This is a genomic window from Brevibacterium senegalense (assembly GCF_000285835.1).
Lineage (GTDB): Bacteria > Actinomycetota > Actinomycetes > Actinomycetales > Brevibacteriaceae > Brevibacterium > Brevibacterium senegalense.
Genome location: NZ_HE978605.1, coordinates 139,696 through 155,018, shown reverse-complemented (window position 1 = coordinate 155,018; position 15,323 = coordinate 139,696). Strand labels below are relative to the sequence as shown.

The window sequence follows — 15,323 nt, the reverse complement described above, 5'->3', positions numbered from 1 at the left end:
GCCCGCCCGGACATCGAGGTGACGGGTGTGCGCGGCAACGTCGACACCCGCATCCGCCACGTGACCGAAGGGCGCCTGGACGGCGTCGTGCTGGCCGCGGCCGGAGTGCGCCGCCTGGGCCGCATCGACGAGGCGACGGACGTGCTGGACGGCGACGTCATGCTGCCGGCCCCCGGACAGGGAGCCCTGGCGATCGAATGCCGTGCCGCGGACGCGCACCTGGGTCCGGACGACGCGACGCTCATCGACGCGCTGGCGAGCCTGCACGACGAGCCCACCGCGCTGGCCGTCGGCTGCGAGCGGGCCATCCTCAGCAGCGCCGAGGCCGGCTGCTCCGCCCCGATCGGCGCGCTGGCGCACGTGGACGGGAGCACGCTCGAGGTCACCGGCGTGCTGGCTGACGACGCCGGCACGCTCCTGCGGCAGACCCGTTCTGCGCAGCTGCCGGACGACCCCGCGGACGCCCATCGCGTCGCACGGGAGACCGGCGCCGCCGCTGCGACCGGCCTGCTGGACGGACTGGGCGTCGCACCCGGGACCGCCGGCGGCGCGCACGCCCCGGCCACCCACCTTCCCGCGGCATCCGGCCGCCCTCACCACGCAGGAGGTCACGACCGTGACGATTCGCGCTGACGGAGCCTTCGGCGCACTCGCCGTGCCCACCGTCTACTTCCTGGGCGCCGGCCCCGGCGATCCCGCCCTCATGACGAAGCGCGGCACGGACCTCATCGCCTCCGCGACAGTCATCGCCTTCGACCCGGAAGCGCACAGCGACATCGTCGACGCCTACGCCGGCCCGGACGCCCAGCGGATGGACGCGCGGGAGCTGGGCCAGGCGGCGACCACGCGGGGCCGCAAACTGGCGGGCCTGGCCCGCGAGCACGGCAGCGTCGTGCGGATCGTCCCGCACGACGGCGTCCTCTTCTCCACGACGACGGACGAGGCCGCCTCCGTGCGCCGCCAGGGCGTCGACTTCGAGCTCATCCCCGGCGTGGGGGCGGCGGTGTCCGCCGCTGCGTTCGCCGGCGCCCCCGTCACGACCAACCGGGTGCGCTCCGTGCGCCTCGTCGAGGCCGGCGAGCAGTCCCACCTGGACGTGTCGAAGCACCGCAACACCGGCCACGTCCTCCACGGCGTGCGCGACGACGTCATCGACGCGCTGTCCGCACTGCTGGGCGACGGCTGGGACGCGGAGACACCGGTCCTCATGACGACGGCCGTCTCCACGGTCGCGCAGCAGACGATCGAGACGACCTTCGGCGCGGCGGAGCAGCGGCTGCGCGACGAGGTCGCGGACGACGCGCAGGTGACGATGATCCTGGGCCAGGGCGTCGAGCAGCACGCGGAGCTGGACTGGTTCGAGTCCCGCCCGCTGTTCGGCTGGCGCGTCCTCATCCCGCGCACGCAGGAGCAGGGCCGCTCGACCGCCCGCGAACTGGCGGAGCTGGGTGCGATCGGGACCATCGTCCCCACGATCGCGATCCAGCCGCCCCGCACCCCCACGCAGATGGAGCGGGCGATCCAGGGCCTGGTGAACGGCGACTACCAGTGGGTGGGCCTCACGAGCGTCAACGCCGTCCGCGCGGTCCGCGAGTGGTTCGAGGAGTTCGGGCTGGACGCCCGCGCACTGGCGGGCGTCCGCGTCGCCGCGGTGGGCGGTCCCACCGCCCAGGCGCTCGAGGACTGGGGCGTGACCCCGGATCTCGTGCCCAGCGGCGAGCACTCCGCCCGCGGCCTCGTCGAGGACTGGCCGGACCGCGATCCGTCGTCCGACCCGGGCGCGCGCGTGCTGCTGCCGCGCGCGGACATCGCGACCGAGGTGCTCTTCGAGGGCCTCCAGGAGCGCGGGTGGGACGTCCACGACGTGACCGCGTACCGCACCGTCCGGGCAGCCCCACCTCCGGCGCCCGTGCGCGAGTCGATCAAGTCCGGCGAGTTCGACGCGGTGCTCTTCACCTCGTCGTCGACGGTGCGCAACCTCGTGGGGATCGCCGGCAAGCCGCCGGCCTCCACGATCGTGTGCGCGATCGGGCCGGCGACGGCGCAGACGGCGCAGGAGCACGGCCTCGAGGTCGACGTGCTGGCGGAAGAGGCCAACCTGGGCTCCCTCATCAGCGGCCTCGTCGACCACGCCGTCGCTCGTCGCACCGCTGACCTGACCGCCGGTCGTGCGCCGCTGCGGCCATCCCAGAACCGCTCGCTCAAGAAGAGGTGACCAGCATGGACAGCAGGCCCGTCTATCAGCTCGCGGACGGCGCGACCCGACCCCGGCGACTGCGGACCACCCCGGCCCTGCGCCGACTGGTGAGCGAGAACCGCCTGCACGCGGCGGATCTCATCCTGCCGATGTTCGTGAAGGAGTCGCTCACCCGGCCCGCACCGCTCACGTCGATGCCCGGCGTCCTGCAGCACACGCTCGACTCGCTGCTCGCAGCGGCTCGTGAGGCCGTGGCCGCGGGGGTGGGCGGACTCATGCTCTTCGGGATCCCGGAGGTCCGCGACGAGCAGGGCTCGCAGGCGGACGCCCCGGACGGCATCCTCAACCGGGCGCTGCGCCTGCTGAGGGACGAACTGGGCGAGTCGACCGTCATCATGGCGGACCTGTGCCTGGACGAGTTCACGTCGCACGGCCACTGCGGAGTGCTGGCGGACGACGGCTCCGTCGACAACGACGCCACGCTGGATCGTTACGCCGCGATGGCAGTCGCCCAGGCGGAGGCCGGGGCCCACATCCTGGGACTGTCCGGGATGATGGACGGCCAGGTCGCCGCAGTGCGGCACGCGCTGGACGCGACCGGTCACCACGACGTCGTCGTGCTGGCCTACGCCGCGAAGTTCGCCTCCGCGTTCTACGGTCCCTTCCGGGAGGCCGTCGACTCGCAGCTGGTGGGCGACCGCCGCACGTACCAGCAGGACGCCGCGAACGGCCGCGAGGCGCTGCGCGAGCTGGAGCTGGACGTGGCCGAGGGCGCGGACATCGTCATGGTCAAGCCCGGCATGCCCTATCTGGACGTGCTGGCCGACGCCGCGGCGGCCAGCCCCGTGCCGATCTGGGCGTACCAGATCTCCGGCGAGTACGCGATGATCGAGTTCGCCGCGCAGGCCGGAGCGATCGACCGGGAACCGGCGATCCTCGAGAGCCTCATCGGCTTCAAACGCGCGGGTGCGGACGCGGTCCTCACCTACTGGGCGACCGAGGTCGCGCAGCTGCTGAACGGTCGAGACGCGGAGCGGTCCTGATGCGCTGGCTGGAACCGGAGGAGATGGTCGCCTGGCGGTCCTTCCTGGACGCCCACCAGCTCCTCATGACCCGTCTGGACCGCGAGCTGCGGTCCCAGTCGACGCTGGGACTCACGGAGTACACGATCCTCGTGCGCCTGTCCGAGTCCGAGGACCGCACGCTGCGCATGGCGACACTGGCGGCCGACACCGGGGTGTCACGGTCGCGGCTCACCCACATCGTCGCCCGCCTCGAGTCGCGCGGGATCCTCGAGCGCGAGAAGTCCGGCGAGGACCGCCGCGGAGTCAAGTGCCACCTGACCCACGCGGGCTTCGCCCTGCTGGCGGAGACCGCGCCCGTCCACGTGAACGGGGTCCGCGAGCACCTCATCGACCTCCTGGACGAGGACCAGATCACCGCGATGGCCGGCATCTTCGGCACGGTCCTCACCCACATGCGGGAACTGCCCGCGAACGGGCCGACCGCGGCCTGCGACGACGTCGTCTGACGCCGCGAACCCGGCCCGCCGTCCGCACCGACACATCCACCGGAAGCGCTGTCCCCACCGCATCACCCGACGGAGAGGAAGTCCGATGAACACCCCCGCCCCCGCGTCGTCCGCACTGTTCGACCGCGCTCAGGCCGTCATCCCCGGCGGCGTCAACTCGCCCGTGCGCGCCTTCGGCGCCGTGGGCGGCACCCCCCGCTTCATCGCGAGCGCCCAGGGCGCGCACCTCACGGACGTCGACGGCCGCACGTACATCGACCTCATCGGTTCGTGGGGCCCCATGATCCTGGGCCACGCGCACCCGGAGGTGCTGGCGGCCGTCCGCGATGCGGCCGGTCGCGGTTTCAGCTTCGGCACTCCGGGCGAGACGGAGGTGCAGCTGTCGGAGGAGATCGTCTCCCGCGTCGACCCGGTCGAGCAGGTCCGCCTCGTGAACTCCGGGACCGAGGCGACGATGTCCGCCATCCGCCTGGCCCGCGGCGTCACCGGCCGGGCGAAGATCGTGAAGTTCGCCGGCTGCTACCACGGCCACGTCGACGCGCTGCTGGCCCAGGCCGGCTCCGGGCTGGCGACGTTCTCGCTGCCGGACACCCCGGGGGTCACCGGCGCGGCCGCAGCGGACACGCTCGTCCTCCCCTACAACGACCGGGAGGCGCTCACGGCAGCGTTCGCGGAGCACGGGGACCAGATCGCCTGTGTCATCACGGAGGCGAGCCCGGGCAACATGGGCGTCGTCCCGCCGCGCGACGGCTTCACCCAGCACATCCGCCGGCTCACCGCTCAGCACGGGGCGCTCATGATCTCCGATGAGGTCATGACCGGTTTCCGCGTGTCCGCGTCCGGCTGGTACGGCTACGAGGAGGCGCGCGACGGGTACCCCCACGGCGCGGCGGACCTCTTCACGTTCGGCAAGGTCATGGGCGGCGGCTTCCCCTCCGCCGCGTTCGGCGGACGCCGCGACCTCATGCAGCACCTCGCGCCGGCCGGACCGGTCTACCAGGCGGGCACCCTGTCGGGGAACCCCGTCGCCTCCGCCGCCGGCCTGGCGACCCTGCGCCTCACGACGGAGCTGGGCGTCTACCCGCACCTGGAGCAGGCGGCGGACGTGCTGCGCGCGGCGGTCGCGGACGCGCTGACCGCGGCCGGGGTCCCGCACCGCATCCAGAGCGCGAACTCGATGTTCTCCGTCTTCTTCACCGACCGCGAGGTGCGGGACTACGACGACGCGCGGACGCAGGACACCGCGGCCCACGCCGCGTTCTTCCAGTCGATGCTGGAGTCCGGCATCCACTTGCCGCCATCCGCGTTCGAGGCGTGGTTCCTGTCCCTGGCGCACACACCGGAGGTGCTCGAGACGATCGTCGCCGCACTCCCGGCGGCCGCCCGCGCCGCAGCCGCAGCGGGACGCTCCGCATGACCCGCGTCCGCATCCACCTGGTCCGCCACGGCGAGGTCCACAACCCGGAGGGCATCCTCTACGGGCGGATGCCCGGCTACGGCCTGTCGCAGCGCGGCTTCGAGATGGCCGACCGGGTGGCGGAGGCGCTGTCGCAGAAGGATCCGCACCTCCGCGCGCTCGTCGCCTCGCCCCTGCAGCGGGCGCAGGAGACGATCGCCCCGCTGGCCGCCCGGCTGGACCTGCCGGTCACGACCGACGAGCGGGTCATCGAGGCGCAGAACGACTTCGAGGGCACCCGTGTGACGAAGGACTCGCTGCTGCGGGATCCGCGCTCCCTCTACCTGGTGCGCAATCCGCTGCGTCCGTCGTGGGGCGAGGCGTACCTCGACCAGGCGCTGCGCATGCGCGCGGCCATGATGAGCCTGCGTGCGCGTCTGACGGAGATCGGCCGGGAGGCGGGCCTCGAGGAGGCGTCCGGCGCCATCGTGTCCCACCAGCTGCCCATCTGGTCGACCCGGCTGTGGACGGAGGGCAGGCCGCTGGCGCACGACCCGCGGAAGCGGCAGTGCGCACTCGCCTCAGTCACGAGTTTCTCAGACAGCTCCGGCACACTGGACGTCGTGCATTATGACGACATCGCCGGTGACATGCAGCTGACACAGCCCGGGACGGGCGCATGAGCCGGACCCCCTTCCACGACAGCATCCGCACCCGCCGGGCCGCCCTGGGCCTGGTGGGACTGGGCGGACTGGCGCTAGCAGGCTGCGGGACCTCGGGCGCGGAGGACCTGGCCGAGCAGGCTCGGTCCGGCGAGGACAAGGGCTACGTCTCCGGAGCCGGCGTCATCACCCAGCTGACGGGCGCCGAGCGCGGCGATCCGCTGGACCTGGACTTCACGCTGCTGAGCGGAGAGTCGGCCAGCCTCGCGGACTGGCGGCCCCGCCTCGTCGTCATCAACCTCTGGTACGCCGCGTGCCCGCCCTGCCGCGTCGAGGCCCCGGACCTCAACGCGACCGCGGAGGAGTTCGGCGACCAGGTCGAGTTCCTGGGCGTCAACGTGCGCGACCAGGCGGCGACCGCGGAATCGTTCGTGCGGACCTTCGAGGTGCCATACCCGATCATGATCGACTCGGACGGCTCCATGGTGTCGCTGCTGTCCGACGTCCTCCCGCCGCAGGCCACCCCGTCCACGGTCATCCTCGACCCGTCCGGCCGCGCGGCCGCACGCGTCGTGGGGGCAGTCACCCGGTCGACGCTCACCGGTCTCATCGAAGACGTCCTCGCGGAGTGACACCGGAGCTCGCCGCCGGAGTGGGGACGGCCTTCGCCCAGACGGTCCTGGACGGACCCCTGCTACTGGCCGTCCTCGTCGCCGCACTGGCCGGTGCGGTGTCCTTCGCGTCCCCGTGCGTGCTGCCGCTGGTGCCCGGCTACGTGGGCTACGTGACCGGACTGTCCGGTGCCTCGCTGGAGGACCGGAAGACCTCGCGCGTCGTCGTGGGCGTCGCCCTCTTCGTGCTGGGCTTCGCCGTCGTGTTCGTGGCGCTGGGCGCGGCGTTCTCCACCCTGGGGATGCTCCTGAACGAGTGGATGGGCGTCGTCAACCGGGTGCTGGGGATCCTCGTGATCGTCGCCGGCGTCGCCTTCCTGGGCGGGATCCCGTTCCTGCAGAGGAACATGCAGGTGACGAAGCGTCCGCGGGCCGGGCTAACGGGCGCGCCGTTCCTGGGCGCCGTCTTCGCGCTCAGCTGGGCGCCGTGCATGGGTCCCACCCTCGCCGCGGTGCTGGCCCTCTCGACCGGGTTCGGGGCGCAGGGCGCGGTGGTCCGCGGCACCCTGCTGGCCTTCATCTACTGCCTGGGCCTGGGCATCCCGTTCCTCATCGTCGCGGTGCTCATCCACAAGGGTCTGGGTCGCCTCGAATGGGTGCGGAAGCACCAGTCGACGCTCATGCGGGCGGGCGGGATCATGCTCATCGCGGTGGGCCTCCTGCTGGTGAGCGGACTCTGGACCCTGTGGATCAACAGCCTGCAGGGGACCATCGCAGGATTCGAGGTGGCGATCTAGTGGAGACGCAGAAGACGACCGCGCGGAAGCAGGCGCAGGCTGCGGACATCGGTGTCGTGGGCATGCTGCGCTGGGCCTTGCGGCAGCTCACGACGATGCGGGCGGCCCTCATGCTGCTGCTGGTGCTCGCGATGGCGGCGATCCCCGGGTCGCTCCTGCCCCAGCGCAACCAGGACCCCGGCGCGGTGGCGACCTACATCGAGGAGAACGGCGCGCTGGGCGAGTTCCTCGACGCGGTGCAGCTGTTCGACGTCTACACCTCCGTGTGGTTCTCCGCCGTCTACATCCTGCTCATGGTGTCGCTGGTGGGCTGCATCCTGCCGCGCACCCGCCAGCACTGGCGCGCGATGCGCCAGGACCCGCCCCGCGCACCGCGCCGGCTCACGCGGATGTCCGCCCACACGACGACACCGCTCTCGGACGCGACGACGACGCGGACGCAGGAGGAGCTGCTGGATCGCGCGCAGGCGCTGCTGAAGGGATCCGGCTACCGGACGGTGCGGGCGGACGACCACATCGCAGCGGAGCGGGGCTACCTCAAGGAGACCGGCAACCTCGTCTTCCACCTGTCGATCCTCGTGACCGTCGTCATCATGGCGGCGGGCGGACTGTTCGGGTACTACGGACAGCGCGTGCTGGTCGAGGGGGAGACCTTCTCGCACTCCCTCGTCTCCTACGATTCGTTCACCCCCGGCACGTTCTTCGACGCGGACGGGTTGGCGGACTTCCGCCTCACACTCAACGACCTGGAGACGGCGTTCGACGATGAGGCGACCGGCTCCCAGTTCGGCCAGCCCCGCAAGTTCGACGCGGAGGTCACGCTCGACACCGCGGAGGGCACCTCGCAGTTCCTGCTGCGCCCCAACGAGCCGGTGCGCGTCGACGGCTCGCGCGTCTACCTCATCGGCAACGGGTACGCCCCAGTCATCACGACGCGCGACGCAGACGGCAACGTCACATACTCCGGTCCCGTCGTGTTCCTGCCGCAGGACGGCGTGTACACCTCCACGGGCGTCCTCAAGGTGCCGGACGCGCAGCCGGACCAGCTGGGCTTCGGGGGAGTGCTGCTGCCCACCGTCGACCGCAACGACCGGGGCGAGCTGATCTCCAGCTTCGCGGAGCTGCGCAACCCGCTGCTCGTCATGGACGTCTACCGCGGCGATCTGGGTCTGGACACCGGGATGCCGCAGTCGGTCTACCAGCTGGAGACGGACACCCTCGAACAGCTGACGGACACGGACGGCACGGACCTGCAGCTCGTCATGCAGCCGGGCGACACCGCGGAGCTGCCAGACGGGTTGGGGTCCGTCACCTTCGACGAGATCAAGCAGTACGCGGCGTTGGACGTCCTCCACGACCCGGTCCAGGTCTGGATGCTGCCGGCGATGGCGATGCTGTTCGGCGGACTGGCACTGTCGCTGTTCGTCGCCCGCCGTCGCGTGTGGGTCCGGGTGTCCGGTGACCAGGTCGAGGTCGCGGGCCTGGCCCGCGGGGAGGACCCCCGCGTCGAGGAGGCGGTCGAGGAGATCGCTCAGGAACTCGCACTAGACTCTCCCCAGCCCTCATCCACGTCCGCATCCGCGGACTCCGAACAGAACACCGCAGGGAAGTAAGAGGTCATGGACGTCAACGTCGTACTGGCAGAGTGGTCGAACCTCCTCATCTATTCGGCCATGGCGGTCTACGCGGTCGCCTTCATCGTCTACGCCTTCGACCTGTTCGGTCCCGCGTTCACGTCCGACCTGGCGGACGGGCGGGAGACGACGGTGGCCGACGCGGCCGGCGCCCGCCGGACCCGCACGCGCACGGCGGTGGCCGCCGGTGCGTCCTCCGGGGGAGCGACCACGGCGACGCTCGACGACGAGGTGACGGCTGACGACGACGAGGATTCCGCCGGCGATGCGGACGAGTCGTCCGCGCGACCGCGTGACCTGCGCCGCTGGGCCCGTGTGGGCACGGCGCTGACCGTTCTGGCCGGTGCCCTCCATGTGGCGTCCATCGTGACCCGCACCCTGTCCGTCATGCGCGTGCCGTGGTCGAACATGATGGAGTACGCGCTCATCGCCTCAGCGATGGTCGTCGTGGGATACCTCATCTTCCTCGCGTACCGGGACGTGCGGTACCTGGGCACGTTCGTGACGCTCACGGTGCTGCTGGTGCTGGGCCTGTGCATCACCGTGTTCTACACGCCCGTCGCGCAGGTGATCCCGGCCCTGGACAACTACTGGATCTGGATCCACGTACCGATCGCGATCCTCTCGACGGTCATCCTGTACCTGTCCGCGATCATCGCGCTCGTCCAGCTGCTGCGCAGCCGCAGCGAGTCGAAGCCGTTCCGCGGGGTGCTGCGGTTCGTCAACCGCCTGCCCGGCTCGAAGGACCTGGAGAAGATCTCCTACCGCCTCGCGGCGGTGGGCTTCATCACCTGGACGTTCACACTCGTCGCAGGTGCGTTCTGGGCGGAGATCGCCTGGGGCCGCTACTGGGGCTGGGACGCGAAGGAGATCTGGACCTTCGTCGTGTGGGTCGTCTACGCGGCGTATCTGCACGCGCGGGCGACGCGCGGCTGGACCGCCAACCGGGTCGCGCTGCTCAACCTCGTGGGCATCGCGACGGTCGTCTTCAACTTCACCGTCGTGAACCTGTACTTCAACGGTCTGCACGCGTACGCGGGCGTCTGAGGCGCGAGCCCACGCCTGATTCCTCGTTCAGGTGCGACAGCACGCCCGGTTCCTCGCGGATCTCGGGCGTGCCGTCGTTCATCTGCGATTCAGAGGCCCAGGCGGCCGGTGCGTCAGTCGAACTCGCCGCGCTCGCGGCGTTCGCGCCGCTGCTTCTGCTCCACGTCGTCGGCGATGCGGCGCAGGAAGTCCGGGTCGTCGTCCGGTGCGGACGGGCCCGTGGCGCGACGGACTCCGAAGCCGCCATCGGCGCGCTTGCGGCCGATGAGGAACCAGAGCCCCGCGCCGATGAGCGGCAGCAGGAGGATCACCAGGATCCAGGCCCACTTGGGCAGCGCCGCGATCTGCTCGCGCGAACGCGCGGCGCAGTCGAACACGCTGTAGAGCGTGATCGCGACGAGTAGGACGATGCCTACGACCAATCCACGTGCCATGCACTCGATTCTAGTCGAGGCCAGGCCCACCGGCGGTGAGGAACCACTCAGCGAGAGGACCGGTTCCGCGATGCGCTCCCCGGACTCGCGGCCGTGGCCCGCACCGAGCCTGAACGACGGCATCCAGGGCGGTCACTACACTGGATGCCCATGCGCTCCTTCCTGCTCTACAACCTCGCCCGACTGGGCATCCTGGTCGGCTGCATCCTCATCATCTGGACGATCTGGGGCCGTTCCCTCTGGGGTGCGGTGGCGGGGATCATCATCTCCGCGCTGCTGAGCTTCGTCGTGCTCGCACCGCTGCGCGAGAAGTCCGCGAACGAACTCATCGACTCCGCGCAGCAGCGCCGCGAGAAGAGGGAGCGGAAGCGCCGTGACGAGGAGTCCGCGGAGGACAGCACGATCGACGACGCCTGAGCAGTCGACCCCTGAACAGACGACCCCTGAGCAGGCGACGCCTGAGCGGACGGCCCCCGACTCCTCAGGACGCGTCCGCGGCGCCCGTTCGACGCCTCAGGAGTCTCAGAGCGCGATGCCCAGTGCCAGCAGCACGGAGAACGCGAGTGCGGTGAGCGACGTCGACTTGATGGTGGGGATGAGCGCGTGCCCCGTCGCGCCGGACACGACGATCCGCACCGGGTGGAGCACCAGCACGAGGGCCAGGACGGCGATGACGGTGGCGGGGTGCCCGTCGATGATGGGCCCCATGAGCATGACGAACGGTGCGGCGACCAGCACGATGTAGGCCGCTCGGGCCATCGAATCGCCCAGCAGGACGGCGAGCGTCGTCTTGCCGGCCTCGCGGTCCGTGGGGATGTCGCGGATGTTGTTGGCCATGAGGACGCCGCACGCGAAGAGGCCGATCGCGATCGCGCCGCTCACGGCGGACAGCGTCACGCCGCCGGCGACGGCCGCGGTGGTGCCCAGCGTGGCGACGAGGCCGAAGAAGAGGAACACGAACACCTCACCCATCGCCCGGTAGCCGTAGGGCCGCTTCCCGCCCGTGTAGTACCAGGCGGCCAGCACGGCCGCGACGCCCACGGGGATGAGCCACCACTGGCGCGAGAGGACGACGAGCGCGGCCCCGGCGAGCGCCGCGACCCCGAAGCTCAGGAACGCCGCCCGCTTGACGGACTCCGGTGCGGCCGCCCCCGAGGCGGTCAGGCGGGTGGGTCCCACCCGCACATCGTCCGTGCCGCGGATCCCGTCCGAGTAGTCGTTCGCGTAGTTCGAGCCGATCTGCAGGCCCAGCGACACGATGAGGGCCAGCAGCACCTTGACCATGATGAGGGCCAGGGGGATCGCCGGCTGGTCGCCGGGTCCGGTCGAGCCCAGGATGACCCCGGAGAAGCCGCCCAGGGCGCCCAGGCCGGCGCCGGCGCCGATGAGGACCGGTGCGATCGCCAGCGGCAGGGTGCGCAGCCGCGCGCCCTCGACCCACTCGCCCACGGTCGCCATCCGGTCTCCTTCCCTCGAACCTTCCGTATCCTACCCACGCGGCCGGGCCCGCCCTCACACCTCCCGGTCGGCGTCGGTCTCCACCGCAACGCCCGCACGGGGTCCCACGGCGTCGGGGGCCAGACGTGCGGCCGCGGCCCGGTCGGGCTTCCCGATCGAGCGCACCGGCAGCCGTGGGACGATCCGCGCGGCCTGCGGCACGCGGGGCCCCCGGATGCCGCGTGCCCGCAGTCCCTCACGCAGGGCGGCGAGCGCGTCCGCGGACCCGGCCGCGGCCTCGGCGTCGGTCTGCGGGGCACCCGCGGCCGGCACCAGCAGGACGACCAGCTGCTGCCCCCACTCCGGGTGGGGGCGGGAGGTGACGAGGACCTCGGCGAAGCCCAGCGGTTCGGTCAGCGGCAGGAGGAGGGCCTCGACCTCGTGGGGGGAGACGTTCTCGCCGCCGGTCACGATGATGTCGTCCGCCCGCCCCAGGACGGACAGGCGGCCGTCGGCCTCCCAGCGGCCCAGGTCGCTCGTGACGAGCAGGCGGTCCGCCCCGGTGCCGTGGAAGCCGCCGGCCGGTGCCGCGTCCCCCGTGGCGGCCGGGTCCGGTGCCCGGTCCGGGTGGGCCAGCGCGGTCACCCGCACCGCTGACGAGGCCGCGGCCGGGTCCTCGTCCACGCGCACGTAGCCGTCGGCCAGGACGGGCCCGGACAGGACGATGCGGTCGTCCGCGGTGAAGCGCACACGCACCTGCGGGAACGGGACGCCGTCGTAGACGCAGCCACCGGCGGTCTCGCTCATCCCGTACGTGCGGACCACGGGCACGCCCGCGTCCGCGGCGCGCTCCAGCAGGCGCGGGGAGATGGCCGAGCCGCCCAGCAGGACCGCGGCCGTGCGGGCGAGGGTGCGGGCGGCCCGGGGCACGTCGAGGATCCGCACCAGCTGGGTGGGGACCAGCGACGTGTAGACGGGGGCGCTGCCCGCGGCGACGAGGGTGCGGGTCAGGTCATCCGCGAAGACAGCGGGATCGAAGCGGGGGCGGGCGTCGCGACGGTGGGCGGAGTGCCGGCCAGCAGCGCCCGCAGCACGACCTGGAGGCCCGCGATGTGGTTGTGGGGCAGGCACAGGTGCCAGCGGCCGGGACCGGAGAGCAGGTCCTCGGTGGCGCGGGCGGAGGCGATGAGCGCCTCCCGGGACAGGGCCACGCCCTTGGGCGCGCCCGTCGACCCGGAGGTGAAGAGGACGAGGCCGGGAGCGGCGCGCCCGGTCCCGGCCGGGTCGTGGGCCGCGGCGGGGACCGGACGGACCTCGCCGTCGCGCTCACGCGGCAGGAGCAGGCCGGGACCGCCGTCCAGCATGGTGGCGACGGCCTCGGCGATGGGGGTGCGGCCGGTGTCGTCCCGCGGGGCGGGGGAGCCCTGCGGGGCCGGGTCTGCGGGAGGGACGGTCACGGGGGCGGGGGACCGGCCGGTCAGTAGTACCAGGGGTAGGGGGACCAGTCCGGGTCGCGCTTCTGGAGGAAGGCGTCGCGGCCCTCGACGGCCTCGTCCGTCATGTAGCCCAGGCGGGTCGCCTCGCCGGCGAACACCTGCTGGCCCATGAGCCCGTCGTCCACGAGGTTGAACGCGAACTTGAGCATGCGCTGCGCGTTGGGGGACTTGCCCAGGATCTCGCGGGCGACCTGCTGCGCGGTCGTCTCCAGCTCCGCGTGGTCCGCGACGAGGTTGACGGCGCCCATGCGCTCCATGTCCTCCGCCGAGTAGTCGCGGCCCAGGAAGAAGATCTCGCGCGCCTTCTTCTGGCCCACCATCTTCGCGAGGTACGCGGAGCCGTAGCCGGCGTCGTACGAGCCCACGTCCGCGTCCGTCTGCTTGAACCGGGCGTGCTCGCGGGAGGCGATCGTGAGGTCGCAGACGACGTGCAGCGAGTGTCCGCCGCCGGCGGCCCAGCCGGGGACCACGCACACGACGACCTTGGGCATCGTGCGGATGAGGCGCTGGACCTCGAGGATGTGGAGGCGGCCGGCGCGGGCCGGGTCGACGGTCTCCGCGGTCTCGCCCTCCGCGTACTGGTAGCCGGAGCGGCCGCGGATGCGCTGGTCGCCGCCGGAGCAGAACGCCCAGCCGCCGTCCTTGGGGCTGGGGCCGTTGCCGGTCAGCAGGACGGCACCCACGTCCGGGGTCTGGCGGGCGTGGTCGAGGGCGCGGTAGAGCTCGTCGACGGTGTGCGGGCGGAACGCGTTGCGGACCTCCGGACGGTCGAACGCGATGCGGACGAAGCCCTCGTCCTCCCCGTTCGCGTCGATCGCGCGGTGGTACGTGATGTCCGTGAAGTCGAAGCCGGACACCGGCCGCCACGCGGTGGGGTCGAAGATGTCGGAGACCGTGTTCTCGCTCATGCCTGCCAGCATATCGAGCCAGGCTCCGCCGGCGGCATCGTGCCCGGGCGTATCGTGAGGGGCATGCTCATGAGTCCGGAGGTCCGCACAGTCCTGGAGCACACGCCGCAGCCGCGCGATCTGTTCGAGCGGATCGTGTCGGTGGCCCTGCCGATGGCGACGCGCTTCCGGGGGATCACCGTCCGCGAGACGTGCCTGGTCCTGGGACCCGCCGGCTGGGCGGAGTTCGCACCGTTCGTCGAGTACGGGACGGTCGAGGCCTCGCGCTGGCTGCTGGCCGCGATCGAGTCCGCGGCCCTGCCGTTCCCCGCGCCCCGGCGTCCGGGGGACGTGCCGGTCAATGCGACGATCCCGGCGATCCCCGCGCAGCAGGTGCCGCAGATCGCCGCTCGGTTCCCAGGGGTGAGCGCGGTCAAGATCAAGATCGCGGAGCGCGGCATCGCCTCGCTGGACGAGGATCTCGAGCGGATCGCGGCGGTGCGGCAGGCGCTGCCGGGGGTGGATGTGCGCTGCGACGCGAACGGCGCCTACAGCGACGACGACGCGAAGACGGCGCTGACGGCACTGGCGCGGACGGGTCCGCTCCAGTACGTCGAGCAGCCGGTGGCCCAGGTCGAGGGCCTGGCCCGGCTGCGCGAGTGGGCGTCGATCGCGCGGGTGCCCGTCCCGATCGCGGCGGACGAGTCGATCCGCAAGGTCTCCGACCCGCTGCGCGTGTCGTCGCTGGGGGCGGCGGACGTCATCGTCGTGAAGACGCAGCCGCTGGGCGGGATCCGGGCGGCCGCTTCCGTCATCGAGGCGGCCGGGCTGCCCGCAGTCGTGTCCTCCGGGCTGGAGTCGAGTGTGGGGCTGGCCGCCGGCGTCGCCCTGGCCGCGCACCTGCCCGTTCCCGAGGCCGCGGCGGCATCGCTGGGCGAGCGGCCGGCCGCGGGGCTGGGGACGGCCGCGCTGCTGAGCGGCGATGTCGCGGGCCCCGCGCTGCTGCCGCGGGCCGGTGCCCTGCCGTGGGGGCGGGTGGCGCCCCGCGAGGAGCTGCTGGAGACGTACGCCGCAGGCCCCGAGCGCGCCCGGTTCTGGACCGAGCGGCTCGAGGCCTGCTGGACGCACCTGAAGAACGGCGGAGCCGAGTCCGGCGCGGAGTGAGCCGGTGGCTCAGCGCTGGGTGATCAGGGC

At 72.2% G+C, this 15,323-nt stretch carries 16 protein-coding genes and 1 pseudogene; 12 read left to right on the top strand and 5 right to left on the bottom strand.

Annotation, left to right across the window (positions count from 1 at the left end; genetic code table 11):
• From HGBR_RS17615 to ccsB, 10 genes and pseudogenes are all read left to right on the top strand, one after another.
• Positions 1-633, top strand: a pseudogene (locus HGBR_RS17615) (glutamyl-tRNA reductase); the annotation flags it as partial.
• Positions 617-2,215 carry a uroporphyrinogen-III synthase gene (locus tag HGBR_RS11360; RefSeq protein ID WP_019159464.1) on the top strand — a complete coding sequence of 533 codons (1,599 nt, stop codon included), beginning with the start codon at positions 617-619 and terminating at the stop codon, positions 2,213-2,215. The pseudogene HGBR_RS17615 and the gene HGBR_RS11360, both read left to right, overlap by 17 nt.
• Before the next feature lie 5 nt (positions 2,216-2,220).
• On the top strand, positions 2,221-3,240 hold the full coding sequence (hemB, locus tag HGBR_RS11355) for a porphobilinogen synthase (RefSeq protein ID WP_019159463.1): 1,020 nt from the start codon (positions 2,221-2,223) through the stop codon (positions 3,238-3,240).
• The gene (locus HGBR_RS11350; RefSeq protein ID WP_019159462.1) at positions 3,240-3,728 is read left to right on the top strand and encodes a MarR family winged helix-turn-helix transcriptional regulator; all 489 of its coding nucleotides are present in this window, start codon (positions 3,240-3,242) and stop codon (positions 3,726-3,728) included. The genes hemB and HGBR_RS11350 overlap by 1 nt, the downstream gene beginning before the upstream one ends.
• 85 nt (positions 3,729-3,813) lie before the next feature.
• Positions 3,814-5,145 (top strand): glutamate-1-semialdehyde 2,1-aminomutase, encoded by a 1,332-nt coding sequence (hemL, locus tag HGBR_RS11345; protein ID WP_019159461.1) that lies wholly within the window; start codon positions 3,814-3,816, stop codon positions 5,143-5,145.
• Positions 5,142-5,807 carry a histidine phosphatase family protein gene (locus HGBR_RS11340; RefSeq protein ID WP_019159460.1) on the top strand — a complete coding sequence of 222 codons (666 nt, stop codon included), beginning with the start codon at positions 5,142-5,144 and terminating at the stop codon, positions 5,805-5,807. Before hemL ends, HGBR_RS11340 begins: the two co-directional genes overlap by 4 nt.
• The gene (locus HGBR_RS11335; RefSeq protein WP_019159459.1) at positions 5,804-6,418 is read left to right on the top strand and encodes a TlpA family protein disulfide reductase; all 615 of its coding nucleotides are present in this window, start codon (positions 5,804-5,806) and stop codon (positions 6,416-6,418) included. The genes HGBR_RS11340 and HGBR_RS11335 overlap by 4 nt, the downstream gene beginning before the upstream one ends.
• Positions 6,415-7,194: a cytochrome c biogenesis CcdA family protein gene (locus HGBR_RS11330; RefSeq protein WP_019159458.1), complete on the top strand. Its 780-nt coding sequence runs from the start codon at positions 6,415-6,417 to the stop codon at positions 7,192-7,194. Before HGBR_RS11335 ends, HGBR_RS11330 begins: the two co-directional genes overlap by 4 nt.
• The gene (gene resB / locus HGBR_RS11325; RefSeq protein ID WP_019159457.1) at positions 7,194-8,807 is read left to right on the top strand and encodes a cytochrome c biogenesis protein ResB; all 1,614 of its coding nucleotides are present in this window, start codon (positions 7,194-7,196) and stop codon (positions 8,805-8,807) included. Before HGBR_RS11330 ends, resB begins: the two co-directional genes overlap by 1 nt.
• A 6-nt stretch (positions 8,808-8,813) precedes the next feature.
• Positions 8,814-9,875 carry a c-type cytochrome biogenesis protein CcsB gene (gene ccsB, locus HGBR_RS11320; RefSeq protein WP_019159456.1) on the top strand — a complete coding sequence of 354 codons (1,062 nt, stop codon included), beginning with the start codon at positions 8,814-8,816 and terminating at the stop codon, positions 9,873-9,875.
• Between the two features lie 113 nt (positions 9,876-9,988).
• Here ccsB and HGBR_RS11315 read toward each other — a convergent pair whose 3' ends face one another.
• Positions 9,989-10,309, bottom strand: a complete 321-nt coding sequence (locus HGBR_RS11315) for a PLDc N-terminal domain-containing protein (RefSeq protein WP_026077536.1) — start codon at positions 10,307-10,309, stop codon at positions 9,989-9,991.
• 150 nt (positions 10,310-10,459) lie between these two features.
• Here HGBR_RS11315 and HGBR_RS11310 point away from each other — a divergent pair, with 150 nt between their 5' ends.
• Positions 10,460-10,726 carry a DUF4229 domain-containing protein gene (locus tag HGBR_RS11310; RefSeq protein WP_019159454.1) on the top strand — a complete coding sequence of 89 codons (267 nt, stop codon included), beginning with the start codon at positions 10,460-10,462 and terminating at the stop codon, positions 10,724-10,726.
• A gap of 105 nt (positions 10,727-10,831) precedes the next feature.
• Here HGBR_RS11310 and HGBR_RS11305 read toward each other — a convergent pair whose 3' ends face one another.
• The 4 genes from HGBR_RS11305 to HGBR_RS11295 form a co-directional block, all read right to left on the bottom strand.
• A complete protein-coding gene (locus tag HGBR_RS11305; RefSeq protein ID WP_019159453.1) occupies positions 10,832-11,767 on the bottom strand; it encodes a 1,4-dihydroxy-2-naphthoate polyprenyltransferase in 936 nt (311 codons plus the stop codon).
• A gap of 54 nt (positions 11,768-11,821) precedes the next feature.
• Complete coding sequence (locus HGBR_RS17610) at positions 11,822-12,691, bottom strand: acyl-CoA synthetase family protein (protein ID WP_051013409.1); 870 nt, start codon at positions 12,689-12,691, stop codon at positions 11,822-11,824.
• 62 nt (positions 12,692-12,753) lie between these two features.
• Positions 12,754-13,203: an AMP-binding protein gene (locus HGBR_RS21035; RefSeq protein ID WP_051013407.1), complete on the bottom strand. Its 450-nt coding sequence runs from the start codon at positions 13,201-13,203 to the stop codon at positions 12,754-12,756.
• 20 nt (positions 13,204-13,223) lie between these two features.
• Positions 13,224-14,150 (bottom strand): 1,4-dihydroxy-2-naphthoyl-CoA synthase, encoded by a 927-nt coding sequence (locus tag HGBR_RS11295; RefSeq protein ID WP_040365029.1) that lies wholly within the window; start codon positions 14,148-14,150, stop codon positions 13,224-13,226.
• Positions 14,151-14,213: 63 nt separating this feature from the next.
• Here HGBR_RS11295 and HGBR_RS11290 point away from each other — a divergent pair, with 63 nt between their 5' ends.
• A complete protein-coding gene (locus HGBR_RS11290; RefSeq protein ID WP_019159451.1) occupies positions 14,214-15,293 on the top strand; it encodes an o-succinylbenzoate synthase in 1,080 nt (359 codons plus the stop codon).
• Positions 15,294-15,323 lie beyond the last annotated feature (30 nt).

Bases quoted from the DNA above. Each gene is read 5' to 3' on its own strand.
- HGBR_RS11315 (WP_026077536.1), bottom strand. From the start codon at position 10,309: ATGGCACGTGGATTGGTCGTAGGCATCGTCCTACTCGTCGCGATCACG.
- hemB (WP_019159463.1), top strand. From the start codon at position 2,221: ATGGACAGCAGGCCCGTCTATCAGCTCGCGGACGGCGCGACCCGACCC.
- HGBR_RS11335 (WP_019159459.1), top strand. From the start codon at position 5,804: ATGAGCCGGACCCCCTTCCACGACAGCATCCGCACCCGCCGGGCCGCC.
- HGBR_RS11305 (WP_019159453.1), bottom strand. From the start codon at position 11,767: ATGGCGACCGTGGGCGAGTGGGTCGAGGGCGCGCGGCTGCGCACCCTG.
- HGBR_RS11350 (WP_019159462.1), top strand. From the start codon at position 3,240: ATGCGCTGGCTGGAACCGGAGGAGATGGTCGCCTGGCGGTCCTTCCTG.
- HGBR_RS11340 (WP_019159460.1), top strand. From the start codon at position 5,142: ATGACCCGCGTCCGCATCCACCTGGTCCGCCACGGCGAGGTCCACAAC.
- hemL (WP_019159461.1), top strand. From the start codon at position 3,814: ATGAACACCCCCGCCCCCGCGTCGTCCGCACTGTTCGACCGCGCTCAG.
- HGBR_RS11310 (WP_019159454.1), top strand. From the start codon at position 10,460: ATGCGCTCCTTCCTGCTCTACAACCTCGCCCGACTGGGCATCCTGGTC.
- HGBR_RS11295 (WP_040365029.1), bottom strand. From the start codon at position 14,150: ATGAGCGAGAACACGGTCTCCGACATCTTCGACCCCACCGCGTGGCGG.
- HGBR_RS11290 (WP_019159451.1), top strand. From the start codon at position 14,214: ATGCTCATGAGTCCGGAGGTCCGCACAGTCCTGGAGCACACGCCGCAG.
- ccsB (WP_019159456.1), top strand. From the start codon at position 8,814: ATGGACGTCAACGTCGTACTGGCAGAGTGGTCGAACCTCCTCATCTAT.